This window comes from Roseomonas sp. TF40, from assembly GCF_057219975.1.
Genome location: NZ_JBXVVR010000005.1, coordinates 312,233 through 325,146, shown reverse-complemented (window position 1 = coordinate 325,146; position 12,914 = coordinate 312,233). Strand labels below are relative to the sequence as shown.

The 12,914-nt window shown below is 71.8% G+C and carries 13 protein-coding genes; 7 read left to right on the top strand and 6 right to left on the bottom strand.

What is annotated here, in order from left to right; genetic code table 11:
• The first annotated feature begins 1 nt into the window (after position 1).
• The 3 genes from AC2D9U_RS16585 (at position 2) to AC2D9U_RS16575 (ending at position 2,538) form a co-directional block, all read left to right on the top strand.
• Complete coding sequence (locus AC2D9U_RS16585; RefSeq protein WP_484751090.1) at positions 2–1,033, top strand: hypothetical protein; 1,032 nt, start codon at positions 2–4, stop codon at positions 1,031–1,033.
• Between the two features lie 31 nt (positions 1,034–1,064).
• A complete protein-coding gene (locus tag AC2D9U_RS16580; RefSeq protein WP_484751086.1) occupies positions 1,065–2,030 on the top strand; it encodes a Bug family tripartite tricarboxylate transporter substrate binding protein in 966 nt (321 codons plus the stop codon).
• 70 nt (positions 2,031–2,100) lie between these two features.
• A complete protein-coding gene (locus tag AC2D9U_RS16575) occupies positions 2,101–2,538 on the top strand; it encodes a DUF6481 family protein (RefSeq protein ID WP_484751083.1) in 438 nt (145 codons plus the stop codon).
• A 3-nt stretch (positions 2,539–2,541) separates the two neighbouring features.
• Here AC2D9U_RS16575 and AC2D9U_RS16570 read toward each other — a convergent pair whose 3' ends face one another.
• From AC2D9U_RS16570 to AC2D9U_RS16545, 6 genes are all read right to left on the bottom strand, one after another.
• Complete coding sequence (locus tag AC2D9U_RS16570; protein ID WP_484751080.1) at positions 2,542–3,288, bottom strand: aspartate racemase/maleate isomerase family protein; 747 nt, start codon at positions 3,286–3,288, stop codon at positions 2,542–2,544.
• Between the two features lie 145 nt (positions 3,289–3,433).
• On the bottom strand, positions 3,434–4,570 hold the full coding sequence (locus AC2D9U_RS16565; RefSeq protein WP_484751076.1) for an FAD-dependent oxidoreductase: 1,137 nt from the start codon (positions 4,568–4,570) through the stop codon (positions 3,434–3,436).
• Positions 4,567–5,826 carry an MmgE/PrpD family protein gene (locus AC2D9U_RS16560; protein ID WP_484751073.1) on the bottom strand — a complete coding sequence of 420 codons (1,260 nt, stop codon included), beginning with the start codon at positions 5,824–5,826 and terminating at the stop codon, positions 4,567–4,569. Before AC2D9U_RS16560 ends, AC2D9U_RS16565 begins: the two co-directional genes overlap by 4 nt.
• Positions 5,823–6,794: a Bug family tripartite tricarboxylate transporter substrate binding protein gene (locus AC2D9U_RS16555; protein ID WP_484751072.1), complete on the bottom strand. Its 972-nt coding sequence runs from the start codon at positions 6,792–6,794 to the stop codon at positions 5,823–5,825. The genes AC2D9U_RS16560 and AC2D9U_RS16555 overlap by 4 nt, the downstream gene beginning before the upstream one ends.
• A 64-nt stretch (positions 6,795–6,858) precedes the next feature.
• A complete protein-coding gene (locus tag AC2D9U_RS16550) occupies positions 6,859–7,656 on the bottom strand; it encodes an enoyl-CoA hydratase (protein ID WP_484751068.1) in 798 nt (265 codons plus the stop codon).
• A gap of 136 nt (positions 7,657–7,792) precedes the next feature.
• The gene (locus AC2D9U_RS16545) at positions 7,793–8,995 is read right to left on the bottom strand and encodes a CaiB/BaiF CoA transferase family protein (protein WP_484751065.1); all 1,203 of its coding nucleotides are present in this window, start codon (positions 8,993–8,995) and stop codon (positions 7,793–7,795) included.
• A gap of 184 nt (positions 8,996–9,179) precedes the next feature.
• Here AC2D9U_RS16545 and AC2D9U_RS16540 point away from each other — a divergent pair, with 184 nt between their 5' ends.
• The 4 genes from AC2D9U_RS16540 (at position 9,180) to AC2D9U_RS16525 (ending at position 12,910) form a co-directional block, all read left to right on the top strand.
• Positions 9,180–9,968 (top strand): FCD domain-containing protein, encoded by a 789-nt coding sequence (locus AC2D9U_RS16540; protein WP_484751063.1) that lies wholly within the window; start codon positions 9,180–9,182, stop codon positions 9,966–9,968.
• On the top strand, positions 9,853–10,845 hold the full coding sequence (locus AC2D9U_RS16535; RefSeq protein ID WP_484751059.1) for a Bug family tripartite tricarboxylate transporter substrate binding protein: 993 nt from the start codon (positions 9,853–9,855) through the stop codon (positions 10,843–10,845). Before AC2D9U_RS16540 ends, AC2D9U_RS16535 begins: the two co-directional genes overlap by 116 nt.
• 115 nt (positions 10,846–10,960) lie before the next feature.
• A complete protein-coding gene (locus AC2D9U_RS16530; RefSeq protein ID WP_484751057.1) occupies positions 10,961–11,428 on the top strand; it encodes a tripartite tricarboxylate transporter TctB family protein in 468 nt (155 codons plus the stop codon).
• 3 nt (positions 11,429–11,431) lie between these two features.
• Positions 11,432–12,910, top strand: coding sequence for a tripartite tricarboxylate transporter permease (locus AC2D9U_RS16525; RefSeq protein WP_484751054.1), 1,479 nt, complete (start codon positions 11,432–11,434; stop codon positions 12,908–12,910).
• Positions 12,911–12,914 lie beyond the last annotated feature (4 nt).

Sequence of the window (12,914 nt, the reverse complement as noted above, 5' to 3'; positions counted from 1 at the left end):
CATGGCCATCACCGGCCGGGTCGCGATCCTCCATATCGGGGGCGAGAAGACCGGCAGCACCACTCTGCAATCCACCCTCGCCCTCAACCGGGCGGAGCTGGCGAAGCGCGGCATCCTCTACAGCCGCGCCGCCGGGGGGTCGAACCACATCCTGCTGCCGCTGCACGCCACCGGGGGCGAGGGCACGGAGGATCTGCGCGCCGCCTCGGGCCTGACGCGGGCCGGCACCTTCGCCAATTTCATGGCCCGCTTCCCCGAGGTGCTGCGCGCCGAGGCCGAGGCCTCGGGCGCCCATACCCTGGTCTATTCCAGCGAGCACCTCTCCTCGCGCATCCGCGACGCAGAGGGCGTGCGCCGGCTCTGGGCCGTGCTGGGCGACATCGCGGACGAGATCCGGCTGGTCTACTACGCAAGGCCGCAGGAGGAGGTCGTGGTCTCCGCCTGGTCCACCATGCTGAAATCGGGCTCGGCCGAGCCCTTCGACCCGGCCCAGATCCTGACCTTCGAGACGCTGCTCGATCACGCCGCGCTGGTCGAGCGCTGGTCGCCCTTCTTCGCCGATCGCTACTGGATCTTCCGCCCCTTCCAGCGCGCGCAGCTGGCGGGCGGGGACATCGTGGCGGATTTCTGCGACCAGGCGCGCCTGCCGCTGGCCGCGCTGGTCAAGCGGGTGCCGCCGCTCAACCCCTCGCTGGATGCGCCGCGGGCAGAGTTCCTGCGGCTCTACAACCGGGCCATCGGCATCCAGCCCGGCACGCCGCAGCAGGGCGGGCGGGGCGAGGTGGTGCGGTTGCTCGAGCGCCTGTCCAATGGCCCGCCCATCCACCTGCCGCCCGCGGTGCTGGAGGCCATCGCCACGCGCTTCGGCCCGGGCAATGCGGCGGTGGCGCAGCGCTTCCTCGGCCGGGCGGAGCTGTTCGTCGCGCGGCGGCAGAGCGCGCCGGCAGGCGAGACGCAGCTGACGGTGGAGGGCGCGGTGGAGATCGCCGCCGCGCTCTGGCAACTGGCGCGCGGGCGCAAGACGCCGCCATGATGCGGCAACCACCCTGCCGGAGCTGACCCCGATGCGCCGCCGCCCCTTCCTGCTCGCGCCCTTGGCCACTGCCCTGGCCGGGCCCGCCTTCGCCCAGGCCTTTCCCGCCCGCAGCCTGCGCCTCGTGGTCCCCTTCCCGCCCGGCGGGACCACGGATGTGCTCGCCCGCGCCATCGCCGCCAAATGGCAGGAGGCCTGGGGCCAGCAGGTGGTGGTGGATAATCGCGGCGGCGGTGGCGGGGTGATCGGCACCGAGGCCGTGTTCCGCGCGCCCCCGGATGGCTACACGCTGGTGCTCGGCAACAACCAGACCCATGCGACCAATGGCGCGCTGATCCCCGGCCTGCCCTATGACCCGGCCGGCTTCGCCGCCATCACGCTGGTGGCGCGCGCGCCGCATGCGCTGGTGGTCCCGGCCTCCTCCCCCGCGCGCAGCGTGGCGGATCTGGTGGCCCTCGGCCGGCAGCCAGGGCGGGGGCTTTCCTATGCCTCCTCCTCGGCCGGGTCCTCCTCCCACCTGATGAGCGAGACCTTCGCCCGGCGCAACGGCATGAACGCGACGCATGTGCCCTATCGCGGCGCGGCGCCGGCGACGCAGGACCTCGTCGCGGGCGTGGTCGATTTCATGATGGCGACCTGGGCCAGCGTCTCCGCCCTGGCGGCGGATGGGCGAATCCGCGCGCTCGGCGTGGGGGGCGAGGCGCGCTTCCCCGACGTGCCCGAGGTGCCGACCCTGCGCGAACTCGGCTATGACTACATCTCGGGCGATGCCTGGTTCGGCCTCTTCGCCCCGCTCGGCACGCCCGAGCCGGTGCTGGCGCGGATCCATGCGGGCACCGAGGCCGCGCTGGCGGATCCCACGGTGCGCGCGCGGCTGGAGGCGGCGGGCTTCCGCATCGCCACCATGCCGCCCCCCGAATTCGCCCGCTTCCACCAGGCGGAGGTGCAGCGCTGGGCCGTGCTGGTGCGTGAAAGCGGCGTCACCCTCACCAATTGATGCCAGGGTTGCGCCAGACGCGCGGCCCTGCCCCTTGGCCAAAGCCGCCAGGAAGGCTAAACGGCCCTTCATGCAGTCAAAGAAGCTGTTCGACTTCAATGAGCGCCGCAACGCGGCGGAAGAAGCCCGCAAGGCGGCCGCGGAGAAATTCCAGGCGCTGAAGTCGCGGCTCGAAGACCCGGCCGTCCAGCAGAAGCTCGCCGAGCAGAAGGCGATCGCGGAAGCGCGCGAGCGCCGGCAGGCGGAGCGCGCCGCCGCCAAGGCCGCCGAGGCGGCCCGCATCGCCGCCGAGAAGGCCGCCGCCGAGGCCGCCGCCGCCGCGGCGCGGCGCGAGGCCGAGAAGCGCGCCGCCGAGGAAGCCCTGGCCGCGCGCATCGCCGAGATCGACGCCGCGAATCGCGCGCTGATCCTGGATGCCGAGAAGAAGGCCCGCGCCCTGGCCCTGGCCGCCGAGCAGAAGGCCAAGCGCGACGCCCGCTACGCCGCCCGCAAGGCGCGGACGAAGTAGGGCTCAGCCCGGAAGCTTCGCCGCCAGCGCCGGGCAACACTCGGCCATGGCGGCACTCGCCGGCAGGCCGAGCGCGCGCGAGACCGCGAAGGCGCAAGCCAGGTTCGAGGACAGCAACGGCACGCCGATCCGGTCCTGCATCCAGGCCATCGCGTCCAGCGTCGGCATCCCCGTGCCCGACATCAGCACCACGCAATCCGAGGGCGGGCTGAGCTTCGCCAGGCCATCCGCGACCTCTTCCGGCGAAAGCTCATAGGCGCGGAAGGTGTCGGAGACCTTGAAGCTCTCCACCAAATCGAGCCCCGCCGCGCGCCAATAGCGTTCCGCGCGCTCGGTCAGCCAGCCGGGATAGGGCGAGAACAGCAGCAACCGCGGCCGGCCGAGCGCGGCCACCGCCGCCGCGATGGCCCGCGCGGCAAGCAGCACGGGCCGCCCCGCCAGGACGCCGAGTCGCGCCTGCAGCGCCGCATCCTCCGGCGGCGGCAGGGCGTAGCTCGGCCCGGTGATGCCCACGATCGCGGCATCGAGCGGCAGCGCGCCGAAGGCGCCCAGCGCCGTCTCCGCCGCCGCCAGATAGACCGCGTTGCGCTGCTCCAGCGTGGTGTCGGGCATCACCGGCAGGCGCGTGACATGCAGCGCCGCCTGGGGCGCCAGCAATTGCCGCAATTCGGGCTCGACGGCCGGATTCGCCGAAGGGGCCAGCAGCGCGATGCGATGCGTCGGGTGGTAGCGGCGCGCGGGATAGGTCATGCCTGATCCCCTGGATTGAAACCTGCGGCCGGGGAACCCGGCCGAGGCGCCGAATGGCGCCCGCCGCAAGTGCGGCGTAGCCAAGCGCGCGGATGCGCGCGCCGGCGACTGAGGGCGGATCGGTCACGATCCGCAGGATCTGGTATCATGTCGGCATTCCCTGGGTCGCGAGGTCGAGCATGCTGGCCTCCCGCGCCCAGTGGCGCGCGGCCTCGGGGCCGAGGGCGGCCATGCGCGCCACCTCGTCGCCCGGATCGGCGGCGACGCGCGAATCGGTGCGCGGCAGCAGCGCCTCCCGCACCACGCGCAGCCTTGTGGCGGCCCACGCCGCCAGCGCCGCGTCGCTGCCCGTGGCGAAACTCGCGGCGAGGGTCATGGCATCATGGATGCCGGCATTCATGTTCATCCCGCCCCGCGTATTCGTCAGATGCGCGGCGTCGCCCGCCAGCAGCACCCGCCCCGCGCGGTAGGACAACGCCATGGCGCGCTTCACGCCATAGACGTCGCGCCCGCTGATCGGCAGGTCCGCGCAGGCGGGCAGGAAGCGGGCGATGCGCGCGCGCGCATGCGGCTCCGCCATCGCCTCGGCATCGCTCATCTCGGGCGGGATGCGGAAGATCAGGCGCCAGACCGCGGGCATGCGCAGCAGCGAGCAGGAGGCCCCGGCATCGTAGAGATAGCCCAGCCCATCCAGCCCCGGCACGTCGCCGCGCAGGTCGCGCGGGGTCAGCAGGCGCAGCACGCGATGCGCGTAGTCATTCGTCTCGGCGGCGATGCCCGCAAGGCCGCGCAGCGCGCCGGAGGCCCCGTCGCAGCCCACGGCATAGGGCGCCCGGAAGCGCGCGCCGGTCGCCGTGCTCAGCGTCACGCCCGCGCCATCCTGGTCGCAGCCCGTCACGCCTTCATTGAACCGCACCGTGCCCGGCGGCAGGGCGGCGAGCAGGGCTTCGGTCAGCGCGTGCTGCTCGCGATGCCAGCGGAAGGGGAAGCCCGTCTCGCCCGCGAGGATGCCAAGGTCGATGATCGCCGCCGCGCCGGTATCGACGCGCCGCCAGAGGATGCGGTCCACCCGCACGCCGCTCGGCAGCAGCCCCGCCAGCACGCCGAGCGAATCGAGCGCATCGAGCGTCGGCGGGTGGAAGGTCGAGGCGCGGGAGGCGGTGGAAAGCCCCTCGCGCTTCTCCAGCACGATGGCCCGGAGGCCCCGCTGGTGCAGCGCCAGCGCCAGGGTCAGCCCGACGGGGCCGGCGCCGGCGATCAGGATGTCGGCGGTCTCGGTCATGCCAGGAGCCCCTTGGCCGGCGCGTCATCCATCAGCGCGGCGACGGCGCGCGCGACACCCGCCGTGCCGAGCGTCGGGCCGGCAAATCGCGAAAACTTCGCCACCGCCGCGTCCTCCGGCAGGGGCCGGTCCGCATCGCCCAGCATGGAATCGACGAAGGCGCTTGCGGCGCCGATGCTCACCCGCGCGCCGCGCCTGCCGGCGGCGGTCAGCGCCGGGTCCTCGACCAGTTCGACCGCCGCTTCCAGGGCGCGCAGCCTTGGGTCCGCCAGCGCGGCCTCGGTATAGGCGGCGGGCCCGAGATCGCCCTGGGCGAGGGCGGCGGCCACCGCCCAACTCAGGCTGAACTGCGCGCTGATCGCCGCGACCGGGGCGCGGTTGCCGGCATAGCGCAGCGCCTCGGCATAGGTGGCCACCGTGATGCGCGCGGGCAGATCGGTGAGCGGCGGCAGGGCCAGCGCGGCGGCGGCGGCGTAATGCGCGTGCCGCACCCCCGCGAAGGGCTTCAGATAGGCTTCCTCGATCAGCCAGATGCCCGGCGGGGTCATGGCGGCCGGCGTTTCATGGCCGAGCGCGATGCGCCGTGCCTCCGTGAAGCCCGCCTCCGGCGCGTCCATCCCCGCGGCCGCGGCGGCGGCGGCGAGCGAGCCCAGCAGCGCGGCGTGGCTCGCATAGCTGTTGCGCCCATCCATCCCCGCCGCGATGGGCGCGTAGAGGGCGAAGGGGATCTGGCAGGAAGCAAGCCGCACCGCCCGCGCGATGCCCGCCGCATCGAGCCCCATCAGCCGCGCCGCGCAGGCCGCCGCGCCGAGGCTGTGCCAGGAGCCATCGACATGCATCCCGGGCTTGATCCGCCAGGCCTCGCCCGCCCGCGCCGCGACCTCATAGCCGAGCGCGAAGGCGGCAAGCGCGGTGGCCGGATCCGCCCCCTGGTCGCGCGCCACCAAGGCGAGCGCGGCCACGGGCAGCGCCGGGCGGCCATGCGCGCGGGCCAGGCCCTCATTCGCCTCATCCCAGCAGGTGGCGGCGGCGAGCACGGCGGCAGCGGCGCCCGGCGCCAGCCGCGCCCCGGCAAGGGCCACCGGCCCGGCGAAGCCCGCCTGCATCGCCTGCGCGAAGGAAGCGACGCGCGGATGCGCGAGCCCCGCCAGGGCGCAGCCGAGGCTGTCCAGCAGCACCAGCCGCGCCTTGCGGGCCGCCGCGCTGCCCGCCGGCGGGCCCCCGCAGGCCCAGGCGATGACCTCGGAAAAACTCACTCCGCGCGCGCGCCGGAACGTTGCACAGCCTCACGCCAGACGCGGCGCTCGCGCACCATCAACGTGCTCAGCGCGGCGCGGCCCTGCGGCATGGCGTCGGCCTCGCGCCGGGCGAGGACCTCGGCCCAGGCGGGGCTTTCCAGCACCTCGCGGAAGGCGGCCTCCAGCGCGGCGAGGATGGCGGGCGGCAGCGCGCTCTGGGCGAAGACGCCATACCAGGGGCTGGCCGAGAAGCCCGACAGCGTCTCGCCGATCGCCGGCACTTCGGGAAAGGCGCGGAAGCGCTGCGCGCTGGTGACGCCGATGGCGCGCAGCGTGCCCGCGCGCACCAGCGGCGCGGAGGTGGCGAGCCCATCGAAGGCGACGGGGATGGTGCCCGCGACCATGTCGGTCAGCAGCGGCGCGCTGCCGCGATAGGGCACATGCGTCATCGGCACGCCGGCCTCCGCGCGCAGCAATTCCATGGTCAGGTGCGTGAAGGACCCCACGCCGTTCGAGCCATAGGAAAGCCCGCCCGTCGCGCGCCGCGCGGCCTCGACCAGCTGCGCCACGTTCAGCACATCGGGCAGGGCGCGGGGCGAGACGACAAGCAGGTTGGGCTGCTGCGCCAGCATGCCGATCGGCGTGAAATCGGCGTCCGGATCATAGGTCAGGCGCGGGAAGAGCGCGCTGTTGATGGCGATGATGCCCTGGGTCGCCACCAGCAGCGTGTGGCCATCGGGGGCGGCGCGCGCCACCGCCTCGGCGGCGAGGTTGCCGCCGGCGCCGGCGCGGTTCTCGACCACCACCGGCTGGCCGAATTTCGGCGTGAGCAGCTCGGCCACGGCGCGGGCGAGGATGTCGGTCAGCCCGCCCGGGGCGAAGGGCAGCACCAGGCGAATCGGGCGGCTGGGCGCCCAGGCGGTCTGGGCATGGGCAAGAGCGGGGGCCGCGAGGGCGGCACCCAGAAGGCTGCGTCGGGCGATCATGGCGGAAGGACTCCTCTGTCGAGCAGCCTCGCGCCGATGCCCCGTGAGATCAACGCCCCCCGACTTAACGCCCCTTGAACTGCGGCGGGCGCTTCTCGAGGAAGGCCTTGCGGCCCTCATTGTAGTCGTCCGAGGCGAAGCAGGCCTTCACCATCGCGTCGCAGGCGGCTTCGTTCGCCGCACCGCGGTCCTTCAGCGCCTCACCCACAATGAACTTAACGCTCGCCACCGTCAGCGGCGCATTGCCGGCGATGGTCTGCGCGTAGTCGATCACATAGGCCTCGAGCTGGTCGTTGGGCACCACGCGGTTGACGAGGCCCATGATGCGCGCCTCTTCCGTCGTCCACTTCTTCGCGGTGAAGAAGATCTCCTTGGCGAAGGACGGCCCGACGAGGTCCACCAGGCGGCGCAGGCCCGAGAGCGGATAGCCCAGGCCAAGCTTCGCCGCCGGCACGCCGAAGCTCGCCGTCTCGCCGCAGATGCGCATGTCGCAGCACACGGCGAGCGCGGTGCCGCCGCCGATGCAATGGCCCTGGATCATGGCGATGGTGGGCTTCGGGAAATCGGCCAGCGCGTCATAGACCTTGGCGGTCTGCGCCTGATAGGCGGCGACCGCGGCCTCGCCGCTGCGCTCGCTCTCGAACTTCGAGATGTCGGCGCCGGAGACGAAGGCCCGCCCGCCCGCGCCGTTCACGACGACGACGCGCACCGCATCATCGGCCTTGAAATCGGCCAGGATGCGCTCGGCCGCCTGCCACATCTCCATCGAGACGGCGTTGTGCCGCTCGGGGTTGTTGAAGGTCATCCAGCCGATGCCGCCCGCCTTGCGGGCCAGCATCTTCTCGGACCCGGTTACGATCATGCCGTCCATTTTCTACTCCCTCAGGCGCCGGGCGCGGCCTCCGGCCGCTTGGCTACGCGCCTACGCGCTGATGCGCTTGTTGCAATGTCGGTCTGTGCGCGGGCCGCCTATTCGGCGGCCAAGTGTATGTTGCGCGTCAGATCACCTGCCGCGCGCGCAGATCCGCGATGGCGGCGGCATCCATGCCGAGGCCGGCCAGGATCTCATCCGTGTGCTCGCCGATCGCCGGCGGGTGCTGCACGATCGAGGACGGCGTGCGGGAGAGATCGATCGGCTGGCCGACATAGGCGACCTCGCCGCGATTGCCGCCATTGAGCGTCTTCGCGATGCCCAGATGCTGCACCTGCCGGTCGGCGAAGACCTCGTCGATCTTGTAGATCGGGCCGCAGGGCACGCCATTCGCGTTCAGCGTCTCCACCCAATGGGCGGTGGTGTTGGTGCGGGTCACGGCCTCGATCTCGGCGTTGAGCGCGTCGCGGTTCTGGCTGCGCGCCTCGCCGTTCACATAGCGCGCATCGGTGAGCCATTCGGGCCGGCCGAAGGACTGGCAGCAGCGCTCCCAGATCCGCTGGCCGGTGGCGGCGATGTTGATGTGCCCGTCGGAGGTGGTGAAGACGCCCGTGGGGATCGAGGTCGGGTGGTTGTTGCCGGCCTGCTTGGGCACCTCGCCCGACATCAGCCAGCGGCTGGCCTGGAAGTCGAGCATGAAGATCTGCGCCTGCAGCAGCGAGGTCTGCACCCACTGCCCCTTGCCCGAGACCTCGCGCTCCAGCAGCGCCACCATGATGCCCTGCGCGGCGAAGAGTCCGGCGCAGAGATCGGCGATGGGAATGCCCACGCGCACCGGGCCCTGGCCGGGCAGGCCGGTGATGGACATCAGCCCGCCCATGCCCTGCGCGATCTGGTCGAAGCCCGGGCGGTCCGCATAGGGGCCATCCTGCCCGAAGCCGGAAATCGAGGCGTAGACGAGGCGCGGATTCACCGCCGACAGCGCCTCATAATCGATGCCCAGGCGGTGCTTCACGTCGGGGCGGAAATTCTCGACCACCACATCCGCGCTCTCGCAGAGCTTCTTGAGAAGGGCCACGCCTTCCTTGCTCTTGAGGTTCAGCGTCATGCCGCGCTTGTTGCGGTGCAGGTTCTGGAAGTCGCTGCCCAGGCGCGGGCCGCCCATCGGGTCGCCCTGGTCGAGGCCCTCGGGCATCTCGATCTTGATGACGTTCGCCCCCCAATCGGCGAGCTGGCGCACGCAGGTCGGCCCCGAGCGCACGCGGGTCAGGTCGAGCACGGTGAAGCGCGACAGCGCGGTCGAAGCCTGGGGCGCCGAAGCCTGGGGCATGGATCTTTCCTCCTGGAACACGGCAGGCATAGCACCCTGTGCGCCCGGCGCAAACTGTTGACAGCTTGCAGTTGATGCGCCCAATTTCGCCCCGATGGAGGAAAACGTATCGGGAGCCGGGCGCAGGGGCGCCACCATTGCGTCGAGCGCGCCCAAGCCAGGCGCGCCCTCGGCGCTCGAGATCGTGCGCACGCGATCCCTCTCCTCCCTCGTCGCGCAGGAAATCGAGAAGCTGATCCTCAGCGGCGCCCTGCCCGCCGGCGAAAGGCTGAACGAGCAGCACCTCGCCGCGCGCCTCGGCGTCTCCCGCGGGCCGGTGCGTGAGGCGGTGCGCGGGCTGGAACGCTCGGGCCTGGTGGTCGCGGTGCGCAACCAGGGCTCTTATGTCCGCACGATCAGCGCCGAGGAGGCGCTGGAAATCTACGACCTGCGCGCCGCCATCACCGGCATGGCCTGCGCGCGGCTCGCCACCAGCGCCACGGCCGCGCAGCTCGCCGCGCTGAAGGCCATCGTCAAGCGCATGGACGCGGCCTGGCGCGCGGATGACGCGCCCAACTACTACGCCGCCAATCTCGATTTCCACGCCGCGCTCTTCATCCATGGCGGCGGGCCGCGCGCGCAGCGGCTCTACGAGGATCTGGGCAACGAACTGCACCTGTTCCGCCGCCGCGCGCTGGTGGAGCCCGAGAACATGCGCCAGAGCAACGCCGAGCACGCCGCCATCCTGCGCGCCATCGCCGCCGGCGATGTCGAGGCCGCGCGCGCCGCCGGTGAGGCGCATATCGCCGGCGGCAAGCGCCGCTTCCGCGCCACCGACCACACACAGCCGCGCCAAGCGGCAACCGAGGGAGAGAAGAATGACCGACCGAGCGACGTTCCGCCTCAACCGCCGCGGCCTTCTCGGCGCGGCCTCCGCGCTGGGCGCGAGCCTGGCCGCCCCCGCCAGCCTGCGGGCCCAGGGAACCTTCCCTGACCGCACCATCGAGGTCGTGACCCATGCCGGCGTCGGCGGCGGCACGGACATCACCGCGCGCATGATGATGGTGCAGGCGCCGGCCGAGTTCAAAGTCGAGTTCACCGTGGTGAACCGCACCGCGGGCAGCGGCGCGCAGGCGCTGCAATACCTCGCCTCCCGCCCCGCCGATGGGCACACCATCGCGCTGATCACGCAGACCCACCTGCTGACCATGCTGCGCAACCCGAGCCTGCCGCAATTCGCGGACCTCATCCCGCTGGCCCGCGCCACCGACGACCCGCAGCTGCTGCTGGTGCGCCGCGACAGCCCCTTCCGCACCCCGGCCGACCTGATCAATGCCGGCAAGGCGCGCTCGCTGCGCTTCGGCGGCACGCATGTGGGTGGCGTCGATCACGTGGCGATCTTCGCCTTCGGCCGCGCCGCCGGCCTGACGCGCCCCACCCTGGTGCCCTTCCGCGGCGGCGGGGAGATCGTGATCAACCTCGTCGGCGGCAACATCGACACCGCCGTGATCAACCCCGCAGAGGCCGAGGCGCAGCTGCGCGCGGGCGAACTCCGCCCGCTGATCGCGCTGACCAATGCGCGCCTCGCCGCCTTCCCGGACACGCCCACGGGCAAGGAGCTGGGCGTCGACACCACGGCCTCCACGGTGCGCGGCTTCGTCTGCTACAAGGGCACACCCGAGGATCGCGTGGCGCGGCTGGAGCAGGGGCTGATCCGCGCCATGTCGGGCCCGATCTTCCGCGGCTATCTGGAGAATTCCGGCCAGGCGATGGACAGCGTGACAGGCCGCGAGGCCTGGGCCGCGCAGCTTGCCGGCTTCAACAATGAGAGCCGGGAGGCACTGCTCGCCCTCGGCCTGCTGCGCGGATGAAAATTTGTGTCGCGGCGCGTCACCGCGCCGCCCTCAGACGCCGGCGCTTCGCTTGCCTGCGCGCCACTGGGCGCGGCGCCCGTTCGGGCGCCGGTCATGCCACCTGGAGGGTGCCATGACCCGCACCAGAAATCCGAACCACGCGATCGCCGCCACCGTGGCGGCGGTCGCGCTGCTCGCCTTCGCCGGCACCTGGAGCTTCGACGAAGTGCCGCCCGGCCTGCCCGGCCTCGGCGCGGTGGAGTTTCCGCGCCTGATCTGCCTCGTGCTGCTCGGGCTCGCGGGGCTGCTCGCCATGGTCCAGGCCGAGCCCTACAGCGCCGAGGAGGTGCCGCCGATCGGGCCCGGCGCCTGGGCGATCTTCGGCGCCTGCGCGCTGTTCCTGCCGGTGATGGAGCTGGTCGGCATCTTCGGCGCCATCCCGCTGTTTCTCATCGTGGCAGGGCGGATATGGGGCGATACCGACATGAAGCCGCTGGTCCTCAGCGCGCTCGGCCTCACCATCGGGATCTGGCTGGTCTTCGTGGGCATCTTCAAGCTGAAACTGCCGAGCGGGTTGCTCGGCGCCGCCCTGGGCTTCTGACACATGGATGCATTCCTCGGCGGCATGGCGATCCTCATCGATCCCTATGTCATGCTCATGGTGGTGCTCGGCACGGTGCTGGGCATCTTCGTTGGCGCCCTGCCCGGCATCTCGGGCAGCACGACCATCGCGCTGCTGCTGCCCATGACCATCACCATGGGGCCGATTCCCGCCATCTGCTTCCTCGGCGCCATCTATTGCGCGGCGAATTTCGGCGGCTCGATCACCGCGATCCTGGTGAACGCGCCGGGTGATCCTTCGGCCAGCGCGACCGCGCTCGAAGGCTACAAGATGGCCGAGAAGGGCCAGGCCGGCCTCGCCCTGGGCATGTCCGCCATCGCCTCGGCGATCGGAGGCATCTTCTCGGTCGTCGTGCTGATCTTCGCCGCACCCATGCTGGCCAAGGCAGCCTATTCCTTCGGCCCGCCGGAGTATTTCGCGCTCGCCCTCTTCGGCCTGTCCATGTGCGCGGCGATCGGCGGCGACAGCGCGCTCAAGAACCTCATCGCCGCCGCGCTCGGCGTGCTGATCGCCACGGTGGGGATGGACCTGACCACGGGCGTGGAGCGCTTCGCCTTCGGCATCGCCGAACTCTCGGATGGCATCGGCTTCGTGCCCGTGCTGATCGGGCTTTTCGCGATGGGCGAGATGCTGGACCAGGCGGTGCGCCGGGCCGAGAAGGCGAAGATCATCTCCATGGACGCCGCCCGCGTGCCGGGCTGGGCGGAGATGAAAAAGTGCAACCGCTCCATCTGGCTCGGCAGCAGCATCGGCACCTTCATCGGCGCCCTGCCGGCGCTGGGGGCCACCACCGCGGCGCTGATCGGCTACAACGAGACGCGGCGCTGGTCGAAGCACAAGCATGAATTCGGCCATGGCAGCATCGAGGGCGTGGCCGGCCCCGAGGCCGCGAACAACGCCGCCGTCGGCGGTTCCATGGTGCCCACCCTCGCCCTCGGCATCCCCGGCAGCGCCACCACGGCGATCATCCTCGCCGGGCTGATCGTGCAGGGCGTGCGGCCGGGTCCGCACCTGTTCAACGAGCAGCCGACCCTGCTCTACGCCGTCTTCGCCTCCATGCTCGCGGCCAACATCTTCTACCTGGTGATGGGGCTGAGCATGGCGCGGCTCTTCGCGCGCATCTCGCTGATCCCGCCGGCGATCCTGTGGCCCGCGGTCTTCGTGCTGTCGATCATCGGCGCCTATGGGCCGAACCAGTCGATGGGCGATGTGCTGGTGATGCTGGTGGCCGGCGTGGTCGGGCTGATCTTCCGCCGCACGGGCTTCTCACCCGCGCCGCTCATCATGGGCCTGGTGCTGGGGGCGATGGTGGAGGAGACGCTGAAGCAGTCGCTGCTGATCTTCGGCGATGATCTGACGCAGGTGCTCTACCGGCCCATCGCGATGACGCTGCTGGCGATCACGGCACTCGGCCTGCTCTGGCCGCTGGTGGCGCGCTTCCGGCGGATGGCGCGCGCCTGAACGG

What these genes read in the sequence shown, in the direction of transcription:
- AC2D9U_RS16530 (WP_484751057.1), top strand. Translation starts at nt 10,961, where the DNA reads ATGACCCGCACCAGAAATCCGAACCACGCGATCGCCGCCACCGTGGCG.
- AC2D9U_RS16535 (WP_484751059.1), top strand. Translation starts at nt 9,853, where the DNA reads ATGACCGACCGAGCGACGTTCCGCCTCAACCGCCGCGGCCTTCTCGGC.
- AC2D9U_RS16555 (WP_484751072.1), bottom strand. Translation starts at nt 6,794, where the DNA reads ATGATCGCCCGACGCAGCCTTCTGGGTGCCGCCCTCGCGGCCCCCGCT.
- AC2D9U_RS16575 (WP_484751083.1), top strand. Translation starts at nt 2,101, where the DNA reads ATGCAGTCAAAGAAGCTGTTCGACTTCAATGAGCGCCGCAACGCGGCG.
- AC2D9U_RS16565 (WP_484751076.1), bottom strand. Translation starts at nt 4,570, where the DNA reads ATGACCGAGACCGCCGACATCCTGATCGCCGGCGCCGGCCCCGTCGGG.
- AC2D9U_RS16570 (WP_484751080.1), bottom strand. Translation starts at nt 3,288, where the DNA reads ATGACCTATCCCGCGCGCCGCTACCACCCGACGCATCGCATCGCGCTG.
- AC2D9U_RS16545 (WP_484751065.1), bottom strand. Translation starts at nt 8,995, where the DNA reads ATGCCCCAGGCTTCGGCGCCCCAGGCTTCGACCGCGCTGTCGCGCTTC.
- AC2D9U_RS16525 (WP_484751054.1), top strand. Translation starts at nt 11,432, where the DNA reads ATGGATGCATTCCTCGGCGGCATGGCGATCCTCATCGATCCCTATGTC.
- AC2D9U_RS16580 (WP_484751086.1), top strand. Translation starts at nt 1,065, where the DNA reads ATGCGCCGCCGCCCCTTCCTGCTCGCGCCCTTGGCCACTGCCCTGGCC.
- AC2D9U_RS16585 (WP_484751090.1), top strand. Translation starts at nt 2, where the DNA reads ATGGCCATCACCGGCCGGGTCGCGATCCTCCATATCGGGGGCGAGAAG.
- AC2D9U_RS16550 (WP_484751068.1), bottom strand. Translation starts at nt 7,656, where the DNA reads ATGATCGTAACCGGGTCCGAGAAGATGCTGGCCCGCAAGGCGGGCGGC.